Here is a 26346-nt window from a genome sequence, read left to right as displayed (position 1 = left end):
TGGGGGCAGCCCCCGCTTCCAGCGTATCGGCGGCCTCCGGCGAAATCGCCGGATCGCCGGGGCCGGAGGCCGGGTTGTCCACACCGGTGGTGACTTGTGGACAGGCCCGTCCGGCGTACGGGTGACGCCGACGGACGGCGCGATGTCCCCCGCGAACCCGGCCGGATACGCTGTGCGGCGTGCGCGTACTGGTAATCGGCTCCGGCGCCCGAGAGCATGCACTCGTCCTCGCGGCGTCCGGTGATCCCGCTGTCACGGCCCTGGCCTGCGCGCCCGGCAACGCCGGGACCGCCGCGGTCGCCGAGCAGCTCGGCGTCGAAGCGGCCGATCCCGAAGCGGTGGCCGGGCTCGCCAAGAGCTGGCTGGCCGACCTCGTCGTCGTCGGGCCGGAGGTGCCGCTCGTCGCCGGCGTGGCCGATGCCGTGCGCAAGGCCGGCATCGCCTGCTTCGGCCCCTCGGCCGCCGCCGCCCGGATCGAAGGGTCGAAGGCCTTCGCCAAGGACGTCATGTCCGCCGCGAACGTGCCGACCGCGCGCTGCGAGGTCGTCGACAACCCGGCCCGCCTCGACGCCGCGCTCGCCCGCTTCGGCCCGACCTGGGTCGTCAAGGACGACGGGCTCGCCGCCGGCAAGGGCGTGGTCGTCACCACCGACTACGACGTCGCGCGCAAGCACGCCATCATGCTCCTCGACGGCGGCCACCCGGTCCTCCTGGAGTCCTATTTGGACGGACCGGAGGCGTCGCTGTTCTGCTTCGTCGACGGCAACACCGTCGTCCCGCTGCTGCCCGCGCAGGACTTCAAGCGCGTCGGCGACGACGACGCCGGCCCGAACACCGGCGGCATGGGCGCCTACGCGCCGCTGCCCTGGGCGCCCGAGAACCTGGTCGACGAGCTCGTCGAGACCGTCGTCCAGCCGGTCGCCGACGAACTGGTGAACCGCGGTGCGCCGTTCTCCGGCCTGCTCTACGCCGGCCTCGCGCTGACCTCCGAAGGTCCGCAGGTCATCGAGTTCAACTGCCGCTTCGGCGACCCGGAGACGCAGGTGGTGCTGGCCCTGCTGCGCACCCCGATCGCCGGGCTCATGCACGCCACCGCCACCGGCAAGCTCGCCGAGCACCCGCCGCTGGAATGGGCGGGCGGCGCCGCGGTCACCGTGGTGATCGCCGCCGACGGCTACCCGGGCAAGCCGCGCACCGGTGACGTCATCACCGGGGCCGAGCTGGAAGGCGTCCTGCACGCCGGCACCCGCCGTCGTGACGACGGCGCCGTCGTCTCCTCCGGCGGCCGCGTGCTGTCGGTCGTCGGCACCGGCAAGACGCTCAAGTCGGCGCGCAAGCACGCGTACGAGACGGTGGAGAAGGTCCACCTCGCGGGCTCCCACCACCGCACGGACATCGCGCTGAAGGCGGCGAACGGCGAGGTCGGCGCCCCGGCGGCGAAACAGCGCGCCTGATTCCGCGGATCGGGGGAACCGGCCGGGCGCACTCTTCGTCCAAACTCAGGCTGCTGCCACCTCCGCGTTGGTAGCCTCGACGGGAACCGGCCGGTCACTGTCCGTATGACGTCAGGGGAGCGCATGTCAGGACCCTCGTACGACAGCGTTGTTCCGGGGCTTCGCCCCGGGCCGGGGGCTCCGCCACCCGGACCCCCGCAAGACCTCAGCTCGGCCGTCCCGGTGGTACCGGCCGCCGCGGACGTCCTGGTCCACCCGGACAAGCTCCTCGACGTCGCCCGGATCGTCGAAGAGCAGGCGAACGCCCTCGAAGACCAGCTGCTGACCCGGCTCGGCCAGCTGCGGATCGACGCGCCGTCCGCGGACGTGATCAGCACCCAGTCGATCCAGGCCTGGAACTCCCTCATCGCCGACGGCGACCGGTCCTACGCCGGGCAGGTCCGTGAGTACGTCGCCGGCCTGAAGCGCCTGGTCTCCCAGCTGCGCGAAGCCGCGAAGGACTACAAGGTCAGCGAAGAGGAGAAGGCGGCGGTGTTCGGTGACCGCGGCAAGCATGGTGCGTAACCGGATCGCCGGCGGCGTGCTCGCGACGGCGGCGCTCGCCGGCTGTTCCGCGGGCACCGAAGGCACGCCGTACCCGGTCGAGACGGCCGCGACAGCCGCTTCGCAGAGCGCCAAGGCCGCCCAGCTGCCGCAGCGGCCGGCCGACCTGCCGCTGCAGGGCGTCGATCTGTGCGCGCTCTTCCCCCAGGTGCAGCTCGACGCGCTGAAGATCACCAGCCTCCCGCGCGCGGCTCCGGAGCAGGACGGCCCGACCTGCGTGTTCGACGCCGACGGCGCCGAGCCGGTGCACTCCTACCACGTGCGGGCGGTGCCGGCGGACCTCGACCAGTGGATCACCGGGGCGCGCAAGAAGAACAGCATGACCACCGAGCCGAAGACCATCGGTGGCTACCCGGCGCTGACGAACTACCGCGCGGCCGGCGACCCGGCCGACTGCGAGACGCTCGTCGGCGTCGCGAAGGGGCATACGCTGGCCGTCCAGACCTTCGCCATCACCCGCGGCAAGCTCACGCAGCCGCAGCTGTGCGAGATGTCGGTGCACGCCGCCGACATCGCGCTGCAGTCCCTGAAAGCACGCAACTAGGGAGGGCGCGTGGAATTCTCCGAGCTCGCGGCCGGGATCCAGAACCACCGGTTCGACGGCTGGACCAACACCGCGATCGCCGACCAGATCACGCGGATGATCAACGGCGACGGCACCGGCAGCATCGGCACCGCCGTCGACGCGCTGAAGGCCGTCGCGACCGCGCTCGCCCACACCGACCAGACGTTGCGCGCGCAGCTGCTGAAGCTCGGCGTCGAATGGCAGAGCCAGGCCGGGGGCGCGGCGAGCCAGGTGTTCACCGAGCAGGCCGGCTTCTCCCAGGACGCCACCACGAAGGTCGCGCACGCCGCGGAAATGGTGTTCGAGCAGGGTGAGGCGTTCAACCGCACCAAGTACAAGCTGCCGGACGCCGAGACGGTCCGGAAGGGCGCGGGCGGCTTCACCATCGGCGACGGCCTGCTGAGCCTCATCGGCTTCGAGACCGACCACGCCCGGCAGGTCGAGGCCGCGAACGACGCCAAGGCCCAGGCCCAGCAGGCGCTGAACGAGTACGCGCAGCAGAGCGGCACGAACCTGCTCTCGACGCAGTCGCTGTCCGACCCCGAGTCGCTGAAGCTGGCCGCCCCGGGCATCACGCCGGGGGTGCTGGACGTCGCCGGCGCCGCGGTCGCGGTGACGCCGGACGGCGGCGTGAAGCCGGCCTCGGACAAGGTCCGGTCGGTGCACGTCGAGCCGCCGGTGGTGCAGCCGGTGTCCCACACCGTGCACGCCGATCCGCCCACTCCGGTCTACGGCGTCGCCGCGCAGCAGCCGTCCCGCTCCGCGCAGCAGCAGCCGCCGCGCCGGACCAGCGCGGCCGGCGCGGGCAGTTCGGCCGGCTCGGCCGGCGCCCCGGCTGCCCAGCACCTGACGCCGAGTTCGACGACGCCGTCCGGTGCGAAGCCGCCGACGGCGACGCCCGGGCCCGGCTGGGTCCACAGCCCGGGCCGCGGCCCGTCCGGCGACCAGTCGCCCGGCGGCCCGTCCGGCCGCTTCACCCCCGGTCCGGCGACCGGGGGCGAGTGCGACCCGTTCGTCCCGCCGGGCGCCCCCGGCGCGCAGCCGCCCGGCTCGGCCCCGGCAACGACACCGATCAAGTCGCTCGGCGGCGGTGGCGGGGGGACACCCGGTGGTGCGACCGGCATCGACAGTTCCACCACCCGCGGGCCCGACGGGTTGCTGGCCAAGGGCCGCACGGTCGGCGCGATGCCGCAGCCCCCGCTCCAGCCCGCCCAGTACACGGGTGAACGCGGTTTCGCGGGAAAGCCCGGCGCCACCCCCGGCGACATCGGTGCCGGCGCGGCGGCGATCGGCGCGGGTGCCGCCGGCGGCGCGTTGAGCGGCGACAAGGAGCGTCTGCGGCGCGACAAGAGCCAGCCGAAGGGCCCGGTGCGGCCGCTCCCGGTCGGCGAGCTGCCCGAAGAGGAGGCCGTCGCGCTGCGCAAGTCGGAGCAGATCAGCCCGAAGCAGCAGCCCGGCGAGGCGAAGTTCCTGTCCGAGGCGGCCCCGCAGGAGGAGGACGCCGAGCACGTCCGCCGCTACGGCGTCGACGACCAGGACCTGTTCGCCGACCAGCGGATGGTCTCCCCCGACGTGCTCGGTGACCACGGCGGGGATGTGCGCTGACCGTGTCGCTCGTCCTGTCGGCCCTCGAGTTCGACGTGCTCTGGGAGTCCTTCGAGCTGCCCCGGCGGCACGTCGCGGTGGAAGTGCCCAGCGAAGGAGCCACTCGCGCCGAACGGCTCGAGCTGGTGGAGTCGGCATGGGTGTCGCTGAGCGAGCGGCGCCTGGCCCGCAACCGGCGGGTCTCCGGCGAGCTCGCCGACCTGCTGCACCTGCTGGCGCGCCCGCAGTTCGGGATCGACGTGTGGGTGTGGGCGGAACGCGAGATCCGCGCCCGCGCGGTCAGCCTGCGCAGCCAGGCGGTGCTGGCGGTGGTGGACGACGGCGAGGTCTGGCTGATCCCGGCCACCGAGGACGGCCTGGCGGAAGCGGCGGTCTCGGTGGCGGGTGACCTGGGCCCGGGCATCGGCCAGACGGTCAGCCTGCCCTACGACGTGGTGAAGTCCGCCGACGCGGCCGCGAAGGGTGACCCGAAGGCGCTGGTCACCGCGCTGGAGGACCGCGGGATCCCGCTGTTCCAGGCCCAGGAGCTCTCGGGCATGCTGCTGGGCCAGGAGGCCCGCGGCCAGTTCGGCGCGGAACGCACCTCGCGCGACGGCGTGGTGCACCGGGCGGGCCGGGTGGTGGCGTTCTTCGACACGGACGCGGGCCGCTACCTGTTCCAGGTGGGCCGCGACGGCGACGGCCGCGAGTGGGCCACCGTCACCCCGGCGGACAACACGCTGCTGGCCACGAGGATCCGCGAACTGGTGGCGGAGGCCTGATCCCCGCTGGGGTGGAAGTTGGCGGAGATCCGTACCCGCGCCCCGGGCGAAGTCATAAAGTAAGCGCGGGAACCGTCCTGGTCATGGCAACGTCCGATCGGGCGGAGACAAGTTTCCGAAGGGGATGACGAACCGTGCCTGTCTACGACCCGGACTCCATGGCCATCGCGGCCCGCCAGGTGGAGAAGCTGAAGGACGAGTTCGAAAAGTCCAAGCACAAGGTCACCGGGCTGGACCACGAGAAGGAAAGTCCCTTCGGCGGGATGGACGAAACGGGCGACGCGCACGGCGCGGTCGGCAAGTTCAAGGACGGCGTGCACAACCAGTTCGACGCCGCGGGCAAGCACATGGAGGCGCTGGGCTTCGCCATGCGCAAGGCCGCCGGCCTGATCGCCGAGACCGACCAGGTCGGCGCGAGCGACCTGAAACTGCACGTCGACAAGTAAGCGGGGGGCACGAGAGTGGGTTTGAACGCGGTCGGCGCCGGAACGCCGGACAATTGGGACGCCTTCATGAAGAAGGTCGACCAGGTCGAAAAGGTCGACCTGGAAAAGATCTCGGCGGCGGCGACGCAGTTCCGCGAGGCGGGCAAGAACGCCGGCGACCACAATGCGTCCCTGAAGAATTCGACCGACGCGCTCAACGGCAGCGTCTGGGGCGGCCCCGCGGCGGACCAGTTCTTCCAGTACGTCCGCCAGGTCCGCGACGCCGGGACCAAGGTCCAGACCCACCTCGAGGACGTCGCCAAGGACCTCGACGACCTCGCGAAGTCCCTCGACCAGATCAAGAAGAACGTCGGGGACAAGCAGCTCGCCGCGGAAAAGGCGGTCAACGAGCGCAACGCCACCGCCGAAACCCAGATCAACAACGCCCTGGCCGCGGCGAAGAAGGCGCACGACGAAGGCAAGCCGGGCCCCAGTCCCAGCGCCGACGAGATCCTGGCCACCGCCAAGACGGACATCCACAACATCACCGCCGGCTTCGACGGCGACGTGACCGGCCTGCAAACCCAGGCCGACACGGCGATCAAGGCGTCCCAGCAGCTGATGTCCCAGCAGATCGAGGGCGGCTACGACCAGGTCCCCCTGCCGAGCAGCTCCGCCGCGGCCCCCAAGAGCACGGGCGGCATCCACAGCAACGGCGCCTCCCACGGCGGCGGAGGCGGCGGCGGTGGGGGTGGCGGAGGCGGTGGTGGCGGCGGCCTCGGCCCGAGCGGCGGCCCGCCTTCTTCGCCGCCGCCGGGGAACGTCCAGCAGTGGATCCAGGAAGCCATGAAGGCGCTGCAGGCCGCCGGGATCCCGGTGACGGACGCGGACATCCCGAAGATCTGGGCGATCATTCAGCACGAATCCGGCGGAAACCCGAACGCGATCAACAACTGGGATTGCGTACCGCTGGACACGTTGATCGTGACCCGGCGTGGCCTGCTGAAGCACGACGCGGTTGTGGTCGGCGACGAGACGATCGGCTACAACCGGGCCACCGGTCAGAGCGAGTGGACGCGGATCACCCGGGTCGTCCACTACGAAGACGCCGAGCTGGTCCGGATGTCCAACTCGCGGTGGCAGGCGACCACGACACCGAACCACCGTTGGCTCAACCTGCCGCGGGTCGCGGTGGGCCGCACCGACCTGCCTGAGGTCTGTCCGGAGTGCGGCTGGGAGCCGCGTGCGGCACAGCAGCCGGGGAACGGCGTCGCGGTGCACCGGCGGAAGAAGCACGGCTTCGTTCCGCCGAAGCAGAAGAACCGTTACGAGACCGAGGCTGCCTTCGTGACCACCGAGGACGTCCGGTCACGCGACCGGATTCTCCTGGCGGCACCGGCCGCCACCGAATCCTCGCTGGACGTCAGCGTGCCGGAAGCGGCCATCCTCGGGTGGATCGCCGGCGATGGTCACATCGAGAGCCGCCGGCACCGCCCGACCATGTCCATCGCGCAGTCGAAGCCCGAAATGGTGGCGAAGCTCCGCAAGCTCCTCGACGGCGTGCCGCATGCGGTGTACGTCGACGACCGCGGCGGGTGCGGACCCCGGCACCAGTTCCGGCTGGACCACGACTACGCCCAGGACCTGCTGGCGCGCGCCGGGCATCCCCGGTCCGACGCCGTGGCTCAGGTACTGGCGATGTCCGCTGTGCAGCGTGAGGCGTGGCTCGAGGCGATCACCGACGCCGAGGGCACCCGATACGTGCGTCCCGGCTATTCGCGACCGCAGGTCGTCATCTACCAGGCTCCCGGTGCCGTCCTCGACGCGATTGCGCTGGCCGGGTACCTATCCGGCGCGCGGCCTCGGGTGCTCCCCGTGGCGCGGGCGAACCAGCCGGAAACCTGGCAGCGGGAATTCTCCGTGCACCTGAACAACCCGATCATCACGGGCGCCTTCCTGCGGCAGGAAGCCGCCGGGCGGGGCGACGTGTGGTGCGTGACCACGGAACTGGGCACGTGGACGGCGCAGGAGGGTGACCACATCTTCTTGACCGGCAATTCGAACGCGGCCGCAGGGCACCCGTCAAAAGGGCTCATGCAGTGCATCGACTCGACGTTCAACGCCCACAAGCTGCCCGGGCACGACAACATCTACAACCCGGTCGACAACATCATCGCCGGTGTCCGGTACTCCTTCGACCGGTACGGCGGCCTCGACAACGTGCCCGGCATCAAGGCCATGGCGCACGGTGGTGCCTACCGCGGCTACTAGCCTGGCCCCATGGCCGACCTCGGAGCTTTCGCCGGGCCCGCGTTGCGGGCCGGCGTGCCGCCCTTCCACGTCATGGACGTGCTCTCCGCGGCCGGGGCCCGGCAGCGCAGCCACGGTGATCTCGTGTCGCTCGCCGCCGGGCAGCCGTCCGCGCCCGCCCCGAAGCCCGTGCTCGAAGCCGCCCAGGAGGCGCTCCAGCAGGGCACGCTCGGCTACACCGAGCAGCTCGGTATCCCCGAGCTGCGCGAGGCGGTCGCCGGGCACTACCGGACGCGGTACGACGTCGACGTCCAGGCGCACGACGTCGTCCTGACCACCGGCTCCTCGGGTGGCTTCCTGCTCGCCTTCCTCAGTGCCTTCGATCCCGGCGCGAAGGTCGCCATGGCGCGGCCCGGCTACCCGGCCTACCGCAACCTGCTCTCCGTCCTGGGCTGCGAGGTCGTCGAGTTCGCCACCACCGCCGAGACGAACTTCCAGCCCACCGTGGCTCTGCTCGACGAGCTCGGGCCGATCGACGGCCTGATCGTCGCCAGCCCGAGCAACCCCACCGGCACCGTGCTGCCGCCCGGGGAGCTCGCCGCCATCACCGGCTGGTGCTCGTCGCACGGGGTCCAGCTGATCAGCGACGAGATCTACCACGGCATCTCGTACGGCGCCGAGCTCGATTGCGCGTGGCAGTACGGGCGTGAACCGATCGTGCTCGGCAGCTTCTCGAAGTACTTCGCGATGACCGGCTGGCGGCTCGGCTGGATGCTCGCCCCGCAGCGGCTGCACCGCGCGATCGACGTCTTGACCGGCAACTTCACCATCTGCCCGCCCGCGGTCTCGCAGTACGCGGCCCTCGCCGCCTTCACGCCCGAGGCGTACGCGGAAGCCGACGCGCACGTCGAGCACTACCGCGCCAACCGCGATCGCCTCTTCGCCGGCCTGCAGCGCATCGGCCTCGGCAAGCTCGCCCCCGCCGACGGCGCCTTCTACGCGTACGCCGACGTCAGCGCCTACACCCAAGACAGCCTGAGCTGGTGCCAGCGGCTGCTCGCCGACACCGGGCTCGCCATCACCCCCGGCGTCGACTTCGACCCGGTCGACGGCGGCAAGTACGTCCGCTTCTCCTTCGCCGGCAGCGCCGGGGACATCGACGAAGGGGTCCGGCGCCTGGGGGCCTGGCTGGCCAGGGGGAACCCTGAATAAACCCCGAACGTTGGCCTTCCGAGGGGAGTTTCACCGCGCCGGGTGGCAGTGTGGAGTCATCGGGCCGGTGGGGCCACGGGGAAACATCGGAGGAACCATGTTCTGGAAGATCGTCGGCGCCCTGCTCATCGCCTGGGTGGCGTTCATGGTGCTGGGCGCCGTGATCGGCTTCGTGTTCAAGGCCGTCCTGTGGATCGCCATCATCGGCGGCATCGCCTTCCTCGGCGCCGCCGGCTACAAGGCGGTCACCGGCGGCAAGAAGGACCCCCGGCGCATCAACCGCTACTGACTTCTAGGGAATCCGCGCCACGCCGCCCAGCGCCGTCCGGTTGACCGGCGTCAGCGGCGCCAGGCGCGGCCCGTCCGGCCACCACAGGTGTGGCTCGGTCAGCCCGGGCTCGAGCAGGTCGAGCCCGTCGAAGAACGACGTGATCTCGGCCCGCGACCGGTAGACGGAGTCGAGCCCGGTGCGGGCGAAGCGGTCCTGCAGGGACGTCGCGACGGCGGCCGCGTCGGAGCCGTCGGCCGGGTTGTGCCGGTGCAGCAGGATCAGGTACGAACCCGGCGCCAGCGCACCGACGTAGGACTTGACCACCTGCTGCGCCTGCTGGAGGTCGGCGATGTGGTCGACGACCCCGCACAGCACGAGCCCGGCGGGCCGGTCGAAGTCGATGAACCGCCCGACCCCGGCGAGCGTCTCGCCGGGGTTCAGGGGGTCGGTGCCGCAGATGTGCGTGAAGTCGTTGTCGACGAGCAGGGCCCGGCCGTGCGCCTCCACCACCGGGTCGTCGCCGACATAGACGACGTGCGCTTCCGGGTTGTACTTCTGCGCCACCTGGTGGGTGTTTTCCGCCGTCGGGAAGCCGGAGGCGAGGTCGAGGAACTGGTCGACGTCCAGCCGCTCGGTCAGGTAGCGGACGGCGCGCACCAGCCACTGCCGCACTTCCCGCGCCATCGCCGGAGCTTCCGGCGCGATGGCCACCAGCTGCCGGAGGACGGCACGATCGGGCTCGTAGTGGTTCTGCCCGCCCAGCAGCGCGTCGGTGACGCGAGCGATGCTCGGTCGTTCGAAGTCGACGCGGACCGAGGGTCGTTCGCTCGTCGCCATGCGCACCTACCGGGGAGTGTGGGGACGCTCAGCCTAGGACATGGAGATCACGGCGGGTAGGCGGCTGTGCGGTGCGCGTGAGCGCTCAGTCCAGCCAGGCGCCGGCCGCCTCGGCGCCGTTCCACACGTGGGCCCGGAGCCCCACCGCCCGCGCTCCCTCCACATTGGACTCACGGTCGTCGAAGAACAGGCAGTCCGCCGGCTCGGCGCCGAGCTCGTCGAGCAGGAGGCGGAAGATCTTCGCGTCCGGCTTGACGCACCGGACGTCGCCCGAGAACAGCGTGACGCGGAAGTGCCGCGCCCAGTCCTGCGCGCGGACCCACTCGCCGAACGCGATCGGTGCGTTCGAGAGCAGCGCCAGGTTCGCGCCGGCCTCGGAGAGCGCTTCGAGCAGCGCCGCCGACGACGGCTCCAGGTGACCCCAGCCCTCGACGTCGATGCGGGTCAGCTCGGCCGACAAGGTCTCGTCGACCGGCACGCCCACGGCGTCGCCGACCGCCTGCCAGTACTCCAGCGGGGTGCTGCCGGCGTCGTAGGGAATCCGGTACTCCCAATACGCCTTCAGGAACTCCGGCAGCGGCGCGCCCATCGCCGCGGCCAGGTCGGGCAGGGCGGCGCTCGGCTTGCTGAGCACGTCGCCGTAGTCGAACACGATCCAGTTCACGCTGTCCCCCGGAACTCCTCAGGCGCCGGTCTTGATCCGGCGCACGGCTTCTTCGACGTCGGTCGCGCTCAGGTCCCGGTGGGTGACGAACCGGACCTTGCCCGCCATCGGCACCGCCCGGATGCCGAGCGAGTCGAGCCAGGCGAGCGCGGTCGGGATGTCGGGAACTTCGGCGAGCACGATGTTGGTGTCGGGTGTGTTGGCCGGCCAGCCGTGCTCGCGCAGGCCCTCGGCGAGCCGCCGGGCGTTCTCGTGCGACTCGGCCAGGTCGGGGATGCGGTCCAGCGCGATCAGGCAGGCCGCGGCCAGGACGCCGCCCTGCCGGACGCCGCCGCCGAGCATCTGCCGCATCCGGCGCGCCCGTTCGACGAACGCCGCGCTGCCCGCGACGACCGAGCCGACCGGCGCGCCGAGGCCCTTGCTGAAGCAGGCGGACACGGTGTCGACGCCGACGGTCAGCGCGGCCGGCGGGACTTCGAGGGCGACCGCGGCCTGCCACAGCCGGGCGCCGTCGAGGTGCACGGTCAGGCCCGCTTCCTTGGCGACGGACAGCAGCTGGGCGTGCTCGTCGGGCGGCGTCACCGCGCCGCCGGCCGCGTTGTGGGTGTTCTCGAGGCAGAGCAGCGATGTCAGTAATGTGAAGTACGGCCCGGGTTGTCCGATCGCGGCGGCGAGGGCGCCGGGCGATGGGCGGCCCGGGCCGCCGTCGTGCTCGAGGATGTCCGGCATGCCGCCGGCCAGCCAGGCCGCCGAGCCCAGCTCGTTGGCCAGCACGTGCGCGCCCCGGGTGGCGAGGAACCGGTCGCCGCGCTGCAGGTGCAGGCTCAGCGCGATCAGGTTGGCCATCGTCCCGCTCGGCACCCAGAGGGCGGCCGGCATGCCCAGGACGTGCGCCGCCCGTTCCTCCAGTTCCGCGACCGTGGGGTCGCGTTCGAGGACGTTGTCGCCGACCTCGGCCGACGCCATCGCCGCCCGCATCGTCTCGTCCGGCCGGGTGACGGTGTCGGAGCGGAAGTCCAGTACGGGCGGGGAGAAGGTCACGGTGTGATCACATCACACCCACGTCGTGGGGATCAATGAGCCCTCGGGTGGTCGAACCCCTTCGGTCCGTGCAACCGTGGACGCCCCTGATTCCGTCCTCCCGGGCGAACGACGATCGAGCGGAGCACGACTGCGCGTGGACCAGCGCGACGAGCAGGAGTTCGCGGAGTACTTCGCCGCCAGGCGGGACGCCGTGCGCCGGACCGCGTACATGCTCTGCGGCGATTGGCACCGGGCGGACGACCTCGCGCAGACGGCGTTCGTCGCACTGCACCGGAGGTGGAAGAAGATCAGGGATCGCGCGGCGACCGACGCGTACGTCCGCACGACGCTCGTCCGGGCGTCGATCGACGAATCGCGGCGTCCGTGGCGGCGCGAGTGGCAGACCGAGACGCTGCCGGAGCCGGCCGACGACACGCCCGGCCTCGACGACCTCGTCGCGACCAGGGAAGACCTGCTCGCGGCGCTGAAGGAAGTGCCGCCCAAGCAGCGGGCGGTGCTGGTCCTGCGGTTCTTCGAAGGGCTCGACGTGACCGGCGCGGCGAAGGTGCTGGGCTGCAGCGAAGGCAACGTGAAGAGCCAGACCGCCCGCGGGCTGGCGAACCTGAGGCAGGTCCTCGAACGGGAGGTGGAGACCAATGGATGAGCAGGAGCTGCGCTCGTTGTTCTCCGCCGCGCCGGGTGACGCCCCCGAACCGTCGTTCACCCAGGGCGACGTCGTCCGCGAATCCCGCCGCCAGACCGTGCGCCGCCGGAACCGGATCACCGCCGGGGTGAGTGCCGCCGTGCTGGTCGTCGCCGGGTTCGGCGCGTACGGCCAGCTGTCCGGGAACGTCCAGAAGTCGATGACCGCGGCGGACAACGCCGTACCCGCACAGGGGAGGCCGGGCTCCACGCAACCCGGAGACGACCCACTGCGTCCTCAGCTCGGCGGGGAGTCACCGAACTTCTCGTCCCAGTCACCTCAGCAGGGGGGTGCCGGGGACGGGAAGACCGGCCCGTTGGCCGAAGGCACCTCCGGGTGCGAACAGGTGGACGGGGAGCTCGCCATCGCCCTCGCTGGCGAGCTCCCCGGCCACGTCGCCGCCGCCCAGGCCGTCCCGGGCGGCGCCTGTTCGACGGTGTCGCGGTCCGCCGGGTTCCCGGTTCCGGGCGGCGAAGTCGCCGCGGCGGTTTACCCGAAGGGCATCCCGGAGGTCTTCAAGTCCCAGCCGGCCGGCACGGTCACGGCCCGGGCGGGAACGGCGTCCGGTGGGGTGCTGGTGCTGGTCAGCGTGCCGGCCGCGGGAGCGGCGGCGCCGTACGCGGGCCAGGTGGACCGGTTCGCGCTCGATCTCGCGCCCCGCTTCTGAGCCCGGGTCCGCCCGGTTGGCAGAATGACCGGCCATGACCGCTGCGACCACCCCGAAAGGGGAGCGACGGCGCGCCGCGCTCGTCGAGGCCGCCGCGAAACTGCTCGTCGAGGGCGGGTTCGACGCCGTCCGGCACCGGGCGGTGGCCGAGCGGGCGGCCCTGCCGCTCGCGTCGACGACGTACTACTTCGACTCGCTGGAAGACCTGGTCACGGCGGCCGTCGAGCACCACTCGAACGCCGAGCTGGCGACCGGCCGCCGCCGGCTGGAAGAGCTCGCGACCCGCAACCGCGGGGTGCAGGCGACCGTCGACCTGGTGCTGGACCTGCTGCTCGGCCCGGAGAGCGGTGACCCGGCGGCCGACGCCGAAGCCGTCCTCCTGCGGTACGAGCGGCTGGTCGCCACCGGCCGCCGCCCGTACCTGCGGCCGCTGATGCGGACGCTGTCGGCCCAGCTCAACGAGCTGCTGACGGAGATCTTCGCCCGCTCGGGCACCCCGGTCACCCCCACCGAGCTGGAGCGGCTGGTCGCGCTGGTCGACGGCGCCGTCGTCAACGCGCTGGTCGAGGTCGACCCCGAGCCCCGCGCGGCGGCGGCCCGGATGCTCCAAACCGCGCTCGCCGGCTGAGCACTCTGCCGCGGCCGTCGTGAGTGGTAACGCGGGTTAGAACCCGCGTTACCACTCACGACCGCGCGCGCTGAGCCTTCTCCAGGTCTTCGCGGGCCTTCGTGACGAGGGCGAGCATCGCCTGTTCCGCCGCGGCCGGGTCGCCCGCGACGATCGCGTCGAACACCTTCCGGTGGTCGGGTACCGGGTCCTCCGCCGCCGCGGAGCCGTGCACGAGCTTGTCGCGCTCGGCCAGCCCGATCGCGATGACCCGTTCCACCCGCGTCAGGAAGTTGTTGTGCGTGGCGGCCATCAGCCGCCGGTGGAAGGCGAGGTCGGCCTGGACGCTCGCCGCCGGATCATCCCCCGCGGCGGCCATGTCGGCGAGCGCGCTCCGCAGCGCCTCGAGGTCTTCCTCCGTCGCCCGCTCGGCCGCGAACCGGGCGGCGGCGGGCTCGACGACCGCGCGCACCTCGGTGAGCTCGTCGAGCAGCACCGGATCATCGGCGGCCGCGGTCTGCCAGCGCATGACGTCGGCGTCGAGCATGTTCCACTTTTCGCGCGGCTGCACGAAGGTGCCCCGCTTCTGCCGGGCATCGATCATGCCCTTGGCGGCCAGCACCTTCAGCGCTTCGCGCAGCGCGGTCAGGCTGATGTCGAGCTCTTCGCGCAGCGCGGGCAGGTCCAGGACGGTGCCCTCGCCCCACTCGTCGGAGAGGATCCGGCTGGCCAGTGCCTCCACGGTCTGGCCGTGCAGCCCGCGTGGCCGGTGTTCGGTCAATGGAGGGCCCTCTCAGCCGGGGAGGTGGTGACCGCATTATGAATGCCGGGTCAAGGCCGCGAAACCGGCAGCACGAACGTCGGCGACCCCGTCGGGTAGTACCGCAGCTCCGCTTCGCCGGACGCGGTCAGCGTGAACGCCGTGATCGCGTCCTCCGACTGCGCCGCCACGTAGCAAGTCCCGTCCACCAACGCGAAGTGCCGCGGGTTCGCGCCGCACGGCTGGTCCGCCACCGCGGCCGCCTCGTCGAGCGCGAACTCCGTGACGCAGTCCGGCCCGCGGTTCGACACGTACAGGCGCGAGTCGGCCAGTTCCAGGTGCGCCACCAGGTTGGGCGTCACCGAAGACAGCGTCGACGGCGTCGAGGACACCACCTCGAACGCGCCCGGCGCCTTCTCGCGGACCGTCACCAGCGTCCCGGCCAGCTCGCCGACGACGTACGCCAGGTCCGTGCCGGGGCGGCGGACCAGCTGGCGCGGTCCCGTGCCCGGCGGCAGCGAAGACACCGCCAGCGGCTCGAGGGTCCCCGACGACGTCAGCGTGTAGCTGCGGATCTCGTCCGTGCCCAGGTCGACCGCGCTCACGATCGTCCCGTCCGCCGACGGGACCGCCATGTGGACGTGCGCCGCCTCTTGGCGGTCGGACACCGGGCCGTTGCCGTGGTGCTCGACCAGTGCCGTCCGGGCGGTCAACGCGCCGGACGGGGACAGCGAAAACACCGCCACGCTGCCGCCGGTGTAGTTGGCGCACAACAGGAAGCGGCCGTCCGGCGTCACCGCCAGGTGGCACGGGTGCGCGCCGCCCGTCTCGGCCGTGCCCAGCACCGACAGTTCGCCCGAAGGGGAGATGCCCAACGCCGTCACGCCACCGGTGGACAGCTCGTTGGCCGCGTACAGCACGGGCAACGACGGGTGCTGCGCGAGCCACGACGGCGACTCCAGCGGCAGCGAAGCCACTTCGCGCAACGAGCCGGACGGCGACCGCGAGAGCGTCGTGATCCCGGTGCCGTTCCCCGCATCGCCGGTGTAGCACCCGACGAAGACCAGCTCAGCCATGCGCGCTCCTCAACAGCGTTTCGACCCGGGCGGAGATCTCCGCGGCGGTGCCGCGGGTCAGCGCCGAGCCGATCCCGCAGGCGACCGCACCCGCCGAGAGCCAGCCTGGCACGTCGCCGGGGCCGATGCCGCCCGTGGGTGCCAGCGGGGCCTGCGGCAGCGCGGCCCGCACGTCCGCCACCCACGACGGCCCCGGCGCCGAAGTCCGGACGCCCGCGCGGATCGCGAGCACCGTCCGGAGATCGCGGCCAGTGCGCCGGGGTTCGTCAGCGGCAGTTCGATCGAGCGCAGGCCGCCTTCGAGGGCCGAGCGGATGCGGTGATTTCCCAGCGGTACATCCTGGGTGCAGGCTACCTTGTGAAATATTATTTTAGGATTTATTGTCACGGCAGCACGCGTGCTGGAAGGAGCGGCGATGCCCACAGCGGTGGTGACCGGAGCGGCGTCCGGGATCGGGGCGGCGACCGCGCGGAAGCTCCTCGGCGACGGCTACCGTGTGCTGGGCGTGGACATCGCCGAGCTCCCCGGCGGCGTCACGCCGATCCGGGGTTCGGTGAGCGACGAAGCGACCTGGGCGGCCATCGGCGAGGTGGACGCGCTGGTCAGCAACGCCTACGTGCCCAGCACCGGGCCGCTGCACGAGATCGGCCGCGCCGAGTGGCAGCGCCAGCTCGACGTCAACCTGACCGGCGCCTACCTGGCCGTGAAGGCGTGCCTGCCGTCGCTGCGGGAACGGCGTGGCGCGATCGTGCTGGTCTCGTCGGTGCACGCGCGCTTCGGCCTGCCGGGCCATCCCGCCTACGCCGCGAGCAAGGGCGCGCTCGTCGCGCTCGGCCGGCAGCTGGCCGTCGAGTACGCCCCCGAAGTGCGGGTCAACTCCGTGCTGCCGGGGCCGGTGCTCACCGAAGCCTGGAAGGACATCTCGCCGGCGGACCGCGAACGCAGCGCGCGGGCGACGCCGGCGGGCCGCCTGGGCCGGCCGGAGGAGGTTGCGGACGTGATCGCGTTCCTGCTCTCGCCCGCCGCGTCGTTCGTCACCGGGGCCGAACTGACCGTCGACGGCGGCTGGTCCGCCGCCAAGGATTCCGCGTAGAAACGAGGCACCCGGGTGAAGATCACCGCGATCGAAACGTTCCTGGTCGCGCCGCGCTGGCTGTTCCTCAAGGTCAGCACGGACGAAGGGATCAGCGGCTGGGGCGAACCCGTGGTCGAGGGCCGCGCGGAGACCGTGCGCGCGGCCGTGCACGAACTGTCCGAGCTGCTCATCGGCCAGGACCCGCTGCGCATCGAGGACCACTGGCAGGTGGTGCGTCGCGGCGGCTTCTACCGCGGCGGCCCGGTGCTCTCCAGTGCGCTGGCCGGGTTCGACCAAGCGCTGTGGGACATCGCCGGCAAGGTCCGCGACGCGCCGGTGCACGAGCTGCTCGGCGGGCCGGTCCGCGACCGCGTCCGGGTCTACAGCTGGGTCGGCGGCGACCGCCCGGCCGGCCTCCGCGAAGCGGTGGCCGCGCAGGTCGAGGCGGGGTTCACGGCGGTGAAGATGAACGTCGCCGGCCCGCTGACGGCGATCGCCTCCCCGGCCGAAGCCGACGCGGCGGTGGCGCGCGCCTGGGAAGCGCGGGAGGCGCTCGGCCCGCACCGCGACCTCGCCATCGACTTCCACGGCCGCGTCTCGCCCGCGATGGCGCGCCGGCTGGTGCGGCTGCTGGAGGACGTCCAGCCGATGTTCGTCGAGGAGCCGGTGCTGCCGGAGACCCAGGGCGACGCGCTGCGCGCGGTCGTCGAGGCGTCCACGGTGCCGATCGCGGTCGGCGAGCGCCTCTACTCGCGGTGGGAGTTCAAGCCGGTGCTCGACGCCGGGGTCGCGGTCGTCCAGCCGGATCCGTCGCACGCCGGCGGCATTTCCGAGCTGCGGCGGATCGGCGCGCTGGCCGAGATCTACGGCGCCTCACTGGCGCCGCACTGCCCGCTCGGCCCGATTTCGCTGGCGGCGTCGCTGCAAGTGGCCTTCGCGACGCCGAACTTCCTGATCCAGGAACAAAGTGCGGGCATGCACTACCACGAGGGCCGCGAGCACGGGTACCTCACCGATCCGTCGGTCTTCGCCTTCCAGGACGGTTACGCGGCCCGGCCGCTCAAGCCCGGCCTCGGCATCGACGTCGACGAAGCGGCCGTGCGCCGCGCGGACGAGATCGGGCACACCTGGCGCTCACCGGTGTGGCGCCACGACGACGGCAGCTTCGCGGAATGGTGAAACCCGGGCCGTCATCGCGCTGACCTGCGCAGGTAGGGTGAAGGCGTGACGGACAAGCCCCGCATTCCGAACGTACTCGCCGCCCGCTACGCCTCGGCGGACCTGGTCTCGCTCTGGTCCCCGGAGCAGAAGGTCGTCCTCGAACGGCAGCTCTGGCTCGCCGTCCTCAAGGCACAGCAGGACCTCGGCGTCGAGGTGCCGGACGGGGTCGTCGAGGCCTACGAGCGCGTGCTGGAGAACGTCGACCTCGAGTCGATCGCGGCCCGCGAGCGCGTCACCCGCCACGACGTCAAGGCGCGGATCGAGGAGTTCAGCGACCTCGCCCGCCAGGAGCACATCCACAAGGGCATGACCTCGCGCGACCTCACCGAGAACGTCGAGCAGCTGCAGCTGCTCCGCTCCCTCGAGCTCGTGCGCACCCGCGTCGCCGCCGTGCTGGCGCGGCTGGCGGCGCTCGCCGTCGAGCACGCCGACACCGTCATGGCCGGGCGCTCGCACAACGTCGCCGCGCAGGCCACCACCCTCGGCAAGCGGTTCGCCACGGCGGCCGACGAGCTGCTGGTCGCCTTCGAGCGGCTCGACAACCTCATCGAGCGCTACCCGCTGCGCGGCATCAAGGGCCCGGTCGGCACCGCGCAGGACATGCTCGACCTGCTCGGCGAAGAGTCCACTTTGGACCAGCTCGAGGACCGCGTGATGCAGCACCTCGGGTTCAACCGGCGGTTCGTCAGCGTCGGCCAGGTGTACCCGCGCTCGCTCGACTTCGACGTGCTGTCCACTGTGGTCCAGCTCGCCGCGGCGCCGTCCAGCCTGGCCAAGACGATCCGGCTGATGGCCGGCCACGAGCTGGTCACCGAGGGCTTCAAGCCCGGCCAGGTCGGCTCGTCCGCCATGCCGCACAAGATGAACACCCGCTCGTGCGAGCGCGTGAACGGCTTGGCCGTGGTGCTGCGCGGCTACCTGTCGATGATCGGCGAGCTGGCCGGCGACCAGTGGAACGAGGGTGACGTCTCCGACTCGGTCGTCCGCCGGGTCGCGCTGCCGGACGCGTTCTTCGCCCTCGACGGCCTGCTGGAGACGTTCCTCACGGTGCTCGCCGAGTTCGGTGCCTTCCCGGCGGTGATCGAGCGTGAGCTTGATCGCTACCTGCCGTTCTTGACCACGACGAAGGTGCTCATGGCGTCGGTCCGCGCCGGTGTCGGGCGTGAGACGGCCCACGAAGCGATCAAGGAGCACTCGGTCGCCGTCGCGCTCGAGATGCGCGAGGGTCGCGCCGAGAACGACCTGCTCGACCGGTTCGCGGCCGACGACCGCATCCCGCTCGATCGCGGTGAGCTGGACAAACTCCTCGCCGACCGGATTTCGTTCACCGGCACGGCGGGACGGCAGGTCGCGCAGGTGGCCGAGCGCGTCACCCGCGTCCTCGAGCGGTTCCCCGAGGCCACGGGCTACGTGCCGCAGCCCATCCTGTGAGCTGACGCACGAGTCCACGGACTGGAACGAATCCACTCGAACGGGCGAAATCCCTAATCTCGATCGCTGACCCACGGAGCGCTGTCCGGCGCCAGTCCTCACCATGGAAGAAGCGATGAGATCCACGCTGTCCAAGATCGCCGCCGCCCTGACCGCGGGCGCGCTGACGTTGACCCTCGCCGCCTGCGGTGGCTCCGACGCGGGGTCGACCACCCTGCGCGTCGGGACCCTGAGCGACGCCCCGCCGTCGATCTACCTGGAGAACGGCCGGTTCACCGGCTACGACAACGAGCTGCTGCGCGACATCGCCAAGCGTGAGGGCTTCGAGGTCGAGTTCGTCGGCACCGAGTTCTCGAGCCTGCTCGCCGGCGTCGCGGGCGGCAAGTTCGACATCGGCAGCTCGACGATCTCCAGCACCGAGGCGCGCAAGAAGACGGTCGCCTTCTCCAACGGCTACAACACCGGCTTCACCACGGTCGTCACGGCGAAGGGCGCGAACCTCAAGGACGCGGCTTCGCTCGGCGGCAAGCGCCTCGGCGTGGTCCAGGGTTCGGTGCAGGACGAGTTCGCGGGCAAGGTCGCCGGCGCCCAGGTCGTCCGCTTCCCGGACTACAACGCGGGCTTCGCGCAGCTGAAGAACGGCACCTTCGACGGCTGGGTCGTCCCGCAGGACATCGGGCAGAAGTACCTGGACCAGAACCCGAGCGTCCCGCTCGAGCTCGGGTACACGGTCGAGGACAAGGACACGCCGTCGGCGTTCGCGGTGGCCAAGAAGAACACCGACCTGCTGAACAAGCTGAACGACGGCCTCGCCAAGGCCGTCGCGGACGGCACGGTTGCCCGCATCTACGGGCAGTTCTACAAGAACACGCCGCTGTCGAAGGAACTGCAGCCGGGCGGCCCCGGCCTGACCGTGAAGAACCTGGGGGCGTGACATGAAGAAGCTGATCGTCACCGTGCTGGCCGCCGCGCTCACGCTGACCGCCTGCGGCGGCTCGGACAACGCTTCCTCGACGCTGCGCGTGGGCACGCTGAGCGACGCGCCCCCGAACATCTACCTCGAGAACGGCAACTACACCGGCTTCGACAACGAGCTGCTCAAGGCCATCGCGGCCAAGCAGAACCTGAAGCTGGAGTTCGCCGCGACCGACTTCTCGGCGCTGCTCGGGCAGGTCGCGTCGGGCCGCTACGACATCGCCAGCTCGGCGATCGCGCAGACCGACGAGCGCAAGAAGACGGTCGACTTCTCCGCGGCCTACGACTTCGAAACGATGAGCATCCAGGCCAAGCAGGGCACCCCGGTCACCGACGAAAAGGGGCTGGCCGGCAAGCGCGTCGGCGTCATCCAGGCGACCGTCGGCGACCACTGGCTGACCAGCACGGTGCCGGCCGCCCAGGCCGTGCGCTTCCCCGACTACGCCGCCGCGCTGACCGCCTTGAAGAGCGGCGCGGTCGACGCGTACATCCTGGACCAGTCCATCGCCGAGAAGAACGTCACCGACAACCCGGACGCCAAGCTGGTCGTCGTGAAGAGCTTCGTCACGGACGTGCCGCACGGTTTCGCGGTGAAGAAGGGCAACGCCGAACTGCTGGGCAAGATCGACGCCGGGCTCAAGCAGGTGATCTCCGACGGGACCTGGCTTAAGCTGCACCAGCAGTTCCTGCCGACCGCTCCGGTGCCGGCCGGGTTCCAGGGTTAGGAGAAGCATGAAGAAGACACTGGTCACGGCGCTCACCGCGACCTTGCTGGCCGCGCTCACGGCGTGCGGCGGCTCGGACAGCGGCGGCGACAAGACCCTGCGCGTCGGCACGCTGAGCGACTCGAAGCCGAACGCCTACCAGGAGAACGGCAACTACACCGGCTTCGACAACGAGCTGCTGAAGGCCATCGCGGCCAAGGAAGGCCTGAAGCTGGAGTTCGCCGCGACCGAGTTTTCGGCCCTGCTGGGTCAGGTCGCGAACGGCACGTTCGACATCGGCAGCTCGGCGATCTCCCAGACCGACGCCCGCAAGAAGACCGTCGACTTCTCGGCGCCGTACAACTACCAGGCCCTCGGCATCGAGGCCAAGGAGACGGCCGGCATCACCGACGAGAACTCGTTGGCGGGCAAGCGGATCGGCGTCGTCCAGGGCACGGTCTCGGACACCTGGCTCGGCTCGAACGCGCCGACCGCGCAGGCCGTCCGGTTCCCCAACGACGCCGCCGCCCTCAACGCCCTCAAGACCGGCGCGATCGACGGCGCGGTGTTCGACCAGGCCACCGCCGAGGACTACGCGAAGAACAACGCCGACGCGAAGCTCAAGGTGACCAAGGCGATCACCACGACCATCCCGCACGGGTTCGCCTTCAAGAAGGGCAACACGGACCTGATCAACAAGATCAACGACGGCCTGAAGAAGGTCATCGCGGACGGCACGTGGGTCAAGGTGCACGACCAGTTCGAACCCACCGCGCCGGTGCCCGCCGAGTTCAAGGCGGGGCAGTAGTCCACTGTGAACAAGCCAGTAGCGCGAAGCGCTTCCGTTGAGGGTGGGGGTGGGTGACGGGTGGGAGATTTCGTCAACACGTTCCTGAACTGGGATTACATCTCCCAAGTCCTGCCCGACCTGCTGAAGACCGGGCTGCTCAACACGCTGGTCCTGTCGGTGTCCTCGGCGCTGATCGGCACCGTGCTCGGCATGGTGCTGGCGGTGATGGGCCTGTCCACCAAGTGGTGGCTGCGCTGGCCCGCGCGGATCTACACCGACATCTTCCGCGGGCTGCCCGCCATCCTGACGATCCTGCTGATCGGCCAGGGCCTCGGCACACTCGCCCGGGACGTCGTCGGCACGAACCCGTACCCGATGGGCATCCTGGCGCTGTCCCTGATCGCCGCGGCCTACATCGGCGAGATCTTCCGGTCGGGCATCCAGAGCGTCGACAAGGGGCAGATGGAGGCCAGCCGCGCACTCGGGATGAGCTACACCAAGTCGATGCTGCTGGTGATCATCCCGCAGGGCGTCCGGCGGGTGCTGCCGGCGCTGGTGAACCAGTTCATCGCGCTGGTCAAGGACTCCAGCCTCGTCTACGTGCTCGGGCTGCTGTCCGGGCAGCGCGAGCTGTTCCGGATCGGCCAGGACCTCGCGGCGAACACGGGCAACCTGTCGCCGCTGGTCGCCGCCGGCGTGTTCTTCCTGGTGATCACCGTGCCGCTGACGCACCTGGTCAACTACATCGACAAGAAGCTCCGGACCGGCCGCAAGGTACGCGTCGACGAGCCGGGCGACGGAGACGAGCTGGACCTGGTCGCCAGCGGGAAGGTGCCCTCGTGACCACGGCGGTGCGTTCGTCCAGTGTGGAGCTGCGCGACATCCACGTCAGCTTCGGCACGCTCGAAGTCCTGCGCGGGGTCGACCTGAAGGTCGAGAGCGGGAAGACGACGTGCGTCATCGGCCCGTCCGGCTCCGGCAAGTCGACGCTCCTGCGCTGCGTGAACCGTCTGCAGGAGCCCGATTCCGGCGACCTGCTGCTCGACGGCGAATCGGTGATCAAGGCCGACCCGGACGCCCTGCGCCAGCGCGTCGGCATGGTGTTCCAGCACTTCAACCTCTTCGGCCACCGGAGCGTGCTGGACAACATCGTGCTGCCGCTGCGCAGCGTGAAGAAGCTGAGCAAGGAGGAGGCGTCGGCGATCGCCCGCGCCCGCTTGGCGGACGTCGGCCTGGCGGACAAGGCGCCGTACCGGCCGAGCGCGTTGTCCGGCGGCCAGCAGCAGCGAGTGGCGATCGCGCGGGCGCTGGCGATGGACCCCGAGGTGATGCTCTTCGACGAGGCCACGAGCGCGCTGGACCCGGAGCTGGTCAAGGGCGTGCTGAACCTGATGGCGGGCCTGGCTTCGCGCGGGCTGACCCTGATCGTGGTGACGCACGAGATGGGGTTCGCCCGGAGCGTGGCCGACGAGGTGGCGTTCATGGACGCGGGCCGCATCGTCGAGCAGGGCCCACCGGCGGAGATCTTCGACGAACCGCAGAGCCCGCGCTTGCAGCGGTTCCTCTCCCAGGTGCTCTGAAAGAAGAGGCTTCGGCGGCCGTTGCCCGGGTAGCCTGCGAAGATGGCGAGAATCGCTCGGCTGACGTACTACCCGGTCAAGGCCTGCGCCGGCATCGACGTGCCGTCCGCCGAGGTGACCCCCGCCGGGCTGGCGCACGACCGCGTCTTCCAGGTCATCACCCCGGACAGCGACGTCCTCACGCAGCGGCCGCACCCGGTCATGGCGACCGTCCGGCCGCGGGTGCTCGGCGACCGGCTCGCGCTGTCCGCCCCCGGGCGGGAAGACGTCGTCTTCGCCATCCGGCGTGACGGCCCGCGGCGCCCGGTGTCGATGTCGGCCTGGGACGGCGAAGGCGTCCGGCAGGATCCGCGGGCCGACGAGTGGTTCTCGGACCTGCTCGGCCGGCCGGCCGAGCTGATCGGCGTCGCGCCCGGGCACGATCGCGTCACCGGCGGCGACACCCCCGGCACGGCCGCGTTCGCCGACGGGCACGCGCTGCTCGTCGCCTCTGAGTCCTCTTTGGACAGCCTGAACGAGCGGATCGCCGCCGGGCAGGGCGAACCCGTCCCGATGGACCGCTTCCGCCCCAACGTCGTCATCGCCGGCTGGGCCGAACCCCACCGTGAAGACGAAGCACGCGAGCTGACCGCCGGCACCGCGAAGTTCGGGTACGCCGAGAAGTGTGTCCGCTGCACGGTCCCGATGGTCGACCAGGAGACCGGCGCGAAGGCCGGCCCCGAGCCGATCCGCACGCTCGCGACCTACCGGCGCGGCCCGAGCGGGGGCGTCGTCTTCGGGATGAAGGCCGCGGTGCTGCGGCCGGGTCAGGTCGCCGTCGGCGACGAGGTGATCGTGCACTCCTGGGCCGGCCCGAGCCCGAGCACGGCCGCCGCGGAGCCACCGTTCACGGCGACGGCGAGCCGGCCCGCCGAGTCCGTGTAGAGCACCGAAGCGCCGGCGGGCACGTCCGCGAAGGTCCGCCCGAGCACCGTGGTCACCGCCACGCGCTCGCTGTGCACGGAAACCGCGCCCGACAGGCCCGAGAGCTCGAGGTCGGCCGGGGTCGCGGCCAGCTGGACGTTGCCGAAGTGGTCGACCGTCAGCACCTCCGACACGAGCTTTCCGGGGAACGCGGCGACGAACGGCTCGGGCATCGCGACCAGGCCGTCCACCGGGTCGCCGAAGTCGGCCGGTGCCACTCCGAGAGCGAGGTGCGCGGCCGCGGGCGCGAAGACGTCCCGCCCGTGGAAGGTCGCCGACGTCGTCGCCAGCCGCAGCGACGGCTCCGTGAGCTCGTACGCCGCCCGGACCCCGCCCAGCGCCTGCGCGGCGGGCAGCAGCAGGCCGTTGTCCGGCCCGACCAGCAGCCCGTCCTCCGCGACGACGACCACGCCGAGCCGGGCCGTCCCGACACCGGGGTCGACGACCGCCACGTGCACCGATTCCGGCAGGTAGGGGACCGTCTGGGCCAGCGCCATCGCCCCGTGCCGGATGTCCTGGGGCGGCACTTCGTGGGTCACGTCGATCACCCGCACCGCGGGCGCCAGCCGCGCGATCACGCCGTGGCAGGCCGCCACGAAGCCGTCGCGCCGGCCGTAGTCGGTCGTCACCGAGATCCAGTCGTACGCCATGCCAGCATCATCCATGGTGGCGGAGGGTGCGCGTTAGGGTTCAGCGCGTGACACCCCTCCCCACCCTCGAACGGCTCGCCACCGGCAAGGTCCGCGACCTCTACGCGGTCGGCGACGAGCACCTGCTGGTCGTCGCCTCCGACCGCATCTCCGCCTTCGAACGCGTCTTCCCCACCTCGGTCCCCGGCAAGGGCCGCGTGCTCACCGCGATGAGCGTGTTCTGGTTCCGCGAACTCGCCGACGTCCTCCCGAACCACCTCGTGACCTGCGAGGGGCCGCTGATCCCGGAGGCCGTCCGCGGCCGCGCGCTGCTGGTCGAGCGGCTCGACATGCTGCCGGTGGAGGCGGTCGTCCGCGGCTACCTGACCGGCCGCGGATACGCGGACTACCGCCGGTCCGGGGAGGTGTGCGGGCTGGCGCTGCCGCCCCGCCTGGCCGAGTCGGCGCGGCTGCCCGAGCCGATCTTCACGCCGTCCACCAAGGCGCCCCGCGGCTGCAAGGACGAAAACATCGACTTCGGTAGGTGCGTCTCGGTGCTGGGCCGCGCGCTCGCCGAGGAGGTCCGGGAGGCCTCTCTGGAGCTGTACCGCCGGGCCGCCGCGCGCGCGGCGGAGCAGGGCCTGCTGCTGGCCGACACGAAATTCGAATTCGGCATCGGCGCCGACGGCCGGCTCGTGCTCGCGGACGAGCTGCTGACGCCGGATTCGGCCCGCTACTGGCTCGCCGACGGTCATCAGCCCGGCGTCCCGCAGCCGTCGTTCGACAAGCAGCACGTGCGCGACTGGCTGGTCGACCCGGCGTCCGGCTGGGACTGCGTCTCCCCGCTGCCGCCGTTGCCGCCCGAAGTGGTGACGGCGACGCGCGACCGGTACATCGAGGCGTACCAGCGCATCACCGGGCTTTCGCTGGCAGACTGGCCCCGTGATCCTGCTGATCTGCGGCAGCCTGCGAGCCGGCTCGGGCAATGCGGCGGTGCTGGGGACCGTCGCGACCCTCACCGCGAGCCGGACGTACACCGGCCTTGCCGATCTGCCGCACTTCAACCCCGATGACGACCGCGACCCGCTGCACCCCGAGGTCGCTTCGCTGCGGGCCGCGCTGAAGGACGCCGACGCCGTCCTGATCTGCACGCCGGAGTACGCGGGCGGGCTGCCGGGCTCGTTCAAGAACCTCCTCGACTGGACGGTCGGCGGCGGCGAGATGTACGGCAAGCCGGTGGCGTGGATCAACGCGTCCTCGATCGCGGCCCCGACCGGCGGCCGGGACGCGCACGACTCGCTGCGGAAGGTCCTGACGTACGCGGGCGCGAAGATCGTCGAAGAGGCGTGCGCGCGGATCCCGGTGTCACGGGCGGACGTCGCCGACGGTCAGGTCGCCGACCCCGACCTGCGCGGCCGGATCGCGGTGGCCGTGAAGCGCCTGCGTGAGGGCGTCTGAGCCGGCTGGTGCCGGGCTTTCCGGCAACGGTCGCCCG

The 26346-nt window shown here is 71.5% G+C and carries 29 protein-coding genes and 2 pseudogenes; 24 read left to right on the top strand and 7 right to left on the bottom strand.

Annotated elements, in window-relative coordinates:
- Window positions 1-179: 179 nt before the first annotated feature.
- The 10 genes and pseudogenes from purD (at window position 180) to C2L58_RS13635 (ending at window position 9164) form a co-directional block, all read left to right on the top strand.
- Window positions 180-1454 (top strand): phosphoribosylamine--glycine ligase, encoded by a 1275-nt coding sequence (gene purD / locus C2L58_RS13680; protein ID WP_103337949.1) that lies wholly within the window; start codon window positions 180-182, stop codon window positions 1452-1454.
- 123 nt (window positions 1455-1577) lie between these two features.
- A complete protein-coding gene (locus C2L58_RS13675; RefSeq protein WP_233225704.1) occupies window positions 1578-2018 on the top strand; it encodes a hypothetical protein in 441 nt (146 codons plus the stop codon).
- The gene (locus tag C2L58_RS13670) at window positions 2008-2601 is read left to right on the top strand and encodes a DUF3558 domain-containing protein (protein ID WP_233225703.1); all 594 of its coding nucleotides are present in this window, start codon (window positions 2008-2010) and stop codon (window positions 2599-2601) included. Before C2L58_RS13675 ends, C2L58_RS13670 begins: the two co-directional genes overlap by 11 nt.
- A 9-nt stretch (window positions 2602-2610) precedes the next feature.
- Entirely contained in the window at window positions 2611-4227 is a 1617-nt protein-coding gene (locus tag C2L58_RS13665) for a hypothetical protein (protein ID WP_103337947.1), read from the top strand.
- 2 nt (window positions 4228-4229) lie between these two features.
- Window positions 4230-4988 (top strand): ESX secretion-associated protein EspG, encoded by a 759-nt coding sequence (locus tag C2L58_RS13660; protein ID WP_103337946.1) that lies wholly within the window; start codon window positions 4230-4232, stop codon window positions 4986-4988.
- A 134-nt stretch (window positions 4989-5122) separates the two neighbouring features.
- The gene (locus C2L58_RS13655; RefSeq protein WP_103337945.1) at window positions 5123-5434 is read left to right on the top strand and encodes a hypothetical protein; all 312 of its coding nucleotides are present in this window, start codon (window positions 5123-5125) and stop codon (window positions 5432-5434) included.
- Between the two features lie 15 nt (window positions 5435-5449).
- Window positions 5450-6373, top strand: a pseudogene (locus C2L58_RS51700) (WXG100 family type VII secretion target); the annotation flags it as partial.
- Between the two features lie 1095 nt (window positions 6374-7468).
- Window positions 7469-7684: pseudogene (locus C2L58_RS13645) on the top strand (transglycosylase SLT domain-containing protein); the annotation flags it as partial.
- 9 nt (window positions 7685-7693) lie between these two features.
- On the top strand, window positions 7694-8875 hold the full coding sequence (locus C2L58_RS13640; RefSeq protein ID WP_103337944.1) for a pyridoxal phosphate-dependent aminotransferase: 1182 nt from the start codon (window positions 7694-7696) through the stop codon (window positions 8873-8875).
- A 97-nt stretch (window positions 8876-8972) separates the two neighbouring features.
- Window positions 8973-9164, top strand: coding sequence for a hypothetical protein (locus tag C2L58_RS13635; protein WP_103337943.1), 192 nt, complete (start codon window positions 8973-8975; stop codon window positions 9162-9164).
- A gap of 3 nt (window positions 9165-9167) precedes the next feature.
- Here C2L58_RS13635 and C2L58_RS13630 read toward each other — a convergent pair whose 3' ends face one another.
- The 3 genes from C2L58_RS13630 to C2L58_RS13620 all read right to left on the bottom strand — a co-directional run bounded on the left by C2L58_RS13630 (window position 9168) and on the right by C2L58_RS13620 (window position 11688).
- Window positions 9168-9983, bottom strand: coding sequence for an SAM-dependent methyltransferase (locus tag C2L58_RS13630; RefSeq protein ID WP_103337942.1), 816 nt, complete (start codon window positions 9981-9983; stop codon window positions 9168-9170).
- An 85-nt stretch (window positions 9984-10068) separates the two neighbouring features.
- A complete protein-coding gene (locus tag C2L58_RS13625) occupies window positions 10069-10647 on the bottom strand; it encodes an HAD family hydrolase (RefSeq protein ID WP_103337941.1) in 579 nt (192 codons plus the stop codon).
- An 18-nt stretch (window positions 10648-10665) separates the two neighbouring features.
- On the bottom strand, window positions 10666-11688 hold the full coding sequence (locus C2L58_RS13620; protein WP_103337940.1) for a threonine aldolase family protein: 1023 nt from the start codon (window positions 11686-11688) through the stop codon (window positions 10666-10668).
- Window positions 11689-11824: 136 nt separating this feature from the next.
- Here C2L58_RS13620 and C2L58_RS13615 point away from each other — a divergent pair, with 136 nt between their 5' ends.
- From C2L58_RS13615 to C2L58_RS13605, 3 genes are read left to right on the top strand one after another with little or no spacing between them, the layout of a single operon-like run.
- Window positions 11825-12334: a SigE family RNA polymerase sigma factor gene (locus C2L58_RS13615; RefSeq protein WP_103337939.1), complete on the top strand. Its 510-nt coding sequence runs from the start codon at window positions 11825-11827 to the stop codon at window positions 12332-12334.
- Window positions 12327-13040: a hypothetical protein gene (locus C2L58_RS13610; RefSeq protein WP_103337938.1), complete on the top strand. Its 714-nt coding sequence runs from the start codon at window positions 12327-12329 to the stop codon at window positions 13038-13040. The genes C2L58_RS13615 and C2L58_RS13610 overlap by 8 nt, the downstream gene beginning before the upstream one ends.
- Before the next feature lie 34 nt (window positions 13041-13074).
- Complete coding sequence (locus tag C2L58_RS13605) at window positions 13075-13668, top strand: TetR/AcrR family transcriptional regulator (protein ID WP_103337937.1); 594 nt, start codon at window positions 13075-13077, stop codon at window positions 13666-13668.
- A 55-nt stretch (window positions 13669-13723) separates the two neighbouring features.
- Here C2L58_RS13605 and C2L58_RS13600 read toward each other — a convergent pair whose 3' ends face one another.
- From C2L58_RS13600 to C2L58_RS13590, 3 genes are read right to left on the bottom strand one after another with little or no spacing between them, the layout of a single operon-like run.
- Window positions 13724-14428: a FadR/GntR family transcriptional regulator gene (locus tag C2L58_RS13600; RefSeq protein WP_103337936.1), complete on the bottom strand. Its 705-nt coding sequence runs from the start codon at window positions 14426-14428 to the stop codon at window positions 13724-13726.
- Window positions 14429-14478: 50 nt separating this feature from the next.
- Complete coding sequence (locus tag C2L58_RS13595; protein WP_103337935.1) at window positions 14479-15483, bottom strand: lactonase family protein; 1005 nt, start codon at window positions 15481-15483, stop codon at window positions 14479-14481.
- Entirely contained in the window at window positions 15476-15715 is a 240-nt protein-coding gene (locus tag C2L58_RS13590; protein WP_233225702.1) for a hypothetical protein, read from the bottom strand. Before C2L58_RS13590 ends, C2L58_RS13595 begins: the two co-directional genes overlap by 8 nt.
- A 183-nt stretch (window positions 15716-15898) precedes the next feature.
- On the opposite strand from C2L58_RS13590, the gene C2L58_RS13585 reads away from it, so the two are divergent.
- From C2L58_RS13585 to C2L58_RS13545, 9 genes are all read left to right on the top strand, one after another.
- Window positions 15899-16576 carry an SDR family NAD(P)-dependent oxidoreductase gene (locus C2L58_RS13585; RefSeq protein WP_103337934.1) on the top strand — a complete coding sequence of 226 codons (678 nt, stop codon included), beginning with the start codon at window positions 15899-15901 and terminating at the stop codon, window positions 16574-16576.
- 15 nt (window positions 16577-16591) lie between these two features.
- Window positions 16592-17737 carry a galactonate dehydratase gene (gene dgoD, locus C2L58_RS13580; protein WP_103337933.1) on the top strand — a complete coding sequence of 382 codons (1146 nt, stop codon included), beginning with the start codon at window positions 16592-16594 and terminating at the stop codon, window positions 17735-17737.
- A gap of 45 nt (window positions 17738-17782) precedes the next feature.
- Window positions 17783-19210 carry an adenylosuccinate lyase gene (gene purB, locus C2L58_RS13575; protein WP_103337932.1) on the top strand — a complete coding sequence of 476 codons (1428 nt, stop codon included), beginning with the start codon at window positions 17783-17785 and terminating at the stop codon, window positions 19208-19210.
- A gap of 115 nt (window positions 19211-19325) precedes the next feature.
- The gene (locus C2L58_RS13570; protein ID WP_103338083.1) at window positions 19326-20144 is read left to right on the top strand and encodes a substrate-binding periplasmic protein; all 819 of its coding nucleotides are present in this window, start codon (window positions 19326-19328) and stop codon (window positions 20142-20144) included.
- A gap of 1 nt (window position 20145) precedes the next feature.
- On the top strand, window positions 20146-20910 hold the full coding sequence (locus C2L58_RS13565; protein WP_103337931.1) for an ABC transporter substrate-binding protein: 765 nt from the start codon (window positions 20146-20148) through the stop codon (window positions 20908-20910).
- 7 nt (window positions 20911-20917) lie between these two features.
- Window positions 20918-21697 (top strand): ABC transporter substrate-binding protein, encoded by a 780-nt coding sequence (locus C2L58_RS13560; protein ID WP_103337930.1) that lies wholly within the window; start codon window positions 20918-20920, stop codon window positions 21695-21697.
- A 60-nt stretch (window positions 21698-21757) separates the two neighbouring features.
- Entirely contained in the window at window positions 21758-22522 is a 765-nt protein-coding gene (locus C2L58_RS13555; protein WP_103337929.1) for an amino acid ABC transporter permease, read from the top strand.
- Complete coding sequence (locus C2L58_RS13550) at window positions 22519-23259, top strand: amino acid ABC transporter ATP-binding protein (RefSeq protein ID WP_103337928.1); 741 nt, start codon at window positions 22519-22521, stop codon at window positions 23257-23259. The genes C2L58_RS13555 and C2L58_RS13550 overlap by 4 nt, the downstream gene beginning before the upstream one ends.
- Before the next feature lie 42 nt (window positions 23260-23301).
- Complete coding sequence (locus C2L58_RS13545) at window positions 23302-24183, top strand: MOSC domain-containing protein (protein ID WP_199191254.1); 882 nt, start codon at window positions 23302-23304, stop codon at window positions 24181-24183.
- Here C2L58_RS13545 and C2L58_RS13540 read toward each other — a convergent pair.
- Window positions 24066-24872 carry an SAM hydrolase/SAM-dependent halogenase family protein gene (locus C2L58_RS13540; protein ID WP_103337927.1) on the bottom strand — a complete coding sequence of 269 codons (807 nt, stop codon included), beginning with the start codon at window positions 24870-24872 and terminating at the stop codon, window positions 24066-24068. The genes C2L58_RS13545 and C2L58_RS13540 overlap by 118 nt on opposite strands.
- Before the next feature lie 47 nt (window positions 24873-24919).
- Here C2L58_RS13540 and C2L58_RS13535 point away from each other — a divergent pair, with 47 nt between their 5' ends.
- Both C2L58_RS13535 and C2L58_RS13530 read left to right on the top strand, forming a co-directional pair.
- Window positions 24920-25924, top strand: coding sequence for a phosphoribosylaminoimidazolesuccinocarboxamide synthase (locus C2L58_RS13535; RefSeq protein WP_103337926.1), 1005 nt, complete (start codon window positions 24920-24922; stop codon window positions 25922-25924).
- Window positions 25845-26309, top strand: coding sequence for an NADPH-dependent FMN reductase (locus C2L58_RS13530; RefSeq protein ID WP_103337925.1), 465 nt, complete (start codon window positions 25845-25847; stop codon window positions 26307-26309). Before C2L58_RS13535 ends, C2L58_RS13530 begins: the two co-directional genes overlap by 80 nt.
- Window positions 26310-26346: the final 37 nt, after the last annotated feature.

It is taken from the genome of Amycolatopsis sp. CA-126428 (genome assembly GCF_002904335.1).
Lineage (GTDB): Bacteria > Actinomycetota > Actinomycetes > Mycobacteriales > Pseudonocardiaceae > Amycolatopsis.
The sequence above is the reverse complement of the archived record's forward strand: the minus strand, read 5'-3'. Positions and strand labels throughout refer to the sequence as shown.

Coding starts and splice junctions, on each gene's coding strand:
- C2L58_RS13675 (WP_233225704.1), top strand. CDS start 1,578: ATGTCAGGACCCTCGTACGACAGCGTTGTTCCGGGGCTTCGCCCCGGG.
- C2L58_RS13560 (WP_103337930.1), top strand. CDS start 20,918: ATGAAGAAGACACTGGTCACGGCGCTCACCGCGACCTTGCTGGCCGCG.
- C2L58_RS13540 (WP_103337927.1), bottom strand. CDS start 24,872: ATGGCGTACGACTGGATCTCGGTGACGACCGACTACGGCCGGCGCGAC.
- C2L58_RS13605 (WP_103337937.1), top strand. CDS start 13,075: ATGACCGCTGCGACCACCCCGAAAGGGGAGCGACGGCGCGCCGCGCTC.
- C2L58_RS13570 (WP_103338083.1), top strand. CDS start 19,326: ATGAGATCCACGCTGTCCAAGATCGCCGCCGCCCTGACCGCGGGCGCG.
- C2L58_RS13565 (WP_103337931.1), top strand. CDS start 20,146: ATGAAGAAGCTGATCGTCACCGTGCTGGCCGCCGCGCTCACGCTGACC.
- C2L58_RS13640 (WP_103337944.1), top strand. CDS start 7,694: ATGGCCGACCTCGGAGCTTTCGCCGGGCCCGCGTTGCGGGCCGGCGTG.
- C2L58_RS13545 (WP_199191254.1), top strand. CDS start 23,302: ATGGCGAGAATCGCTCGGCTGACGTACTACCCGGTCAAGGCCTGCGCC.
- C2L58_RS13595 (WP_103337935.1), bottom strand. CDS start 15,483: ATGGCTGAGCTGGTCTTCGTCGGGTGCTACACCGGCGATGCGGGGAAC.
- C2L58_RS13610 (WP_103337938.1), top strand. CDS start 12,327: ATGGATGAGCAGGAGCTGCGCTCGTTGTTCTCCGCCGCGCCGGGTGAC.
- C2L58_RS13635 (WP_103337943.1), top strand. CDS start 8,973: ATGTTCTGGAAGATCGTCGGCGCCCTGCTCATCGCCTGGGTGGCGTTC.
- C2L58_RS13670 (WP_233225703.1), top strand. CDS start 2,008: ATGGTGCGTAACCGGATCGCCGGCGGCGTGCTCGCGACGGCGGCGCTC.
- C2L58_RS13585 (WP_103337934.1), top strand. CDS start 15,899: ATGCCCACAGCGGTGGTGACCGGAGCGGCGTCCGGGATCGGGGCGGCG.
- C2L58_RS13630 (WP_103337942.1), bottom strand. CDS start 9,983: ATGGCGACGAGCGAACGACCCTCGGTCCGCGTCGACTTCGAACGACCG.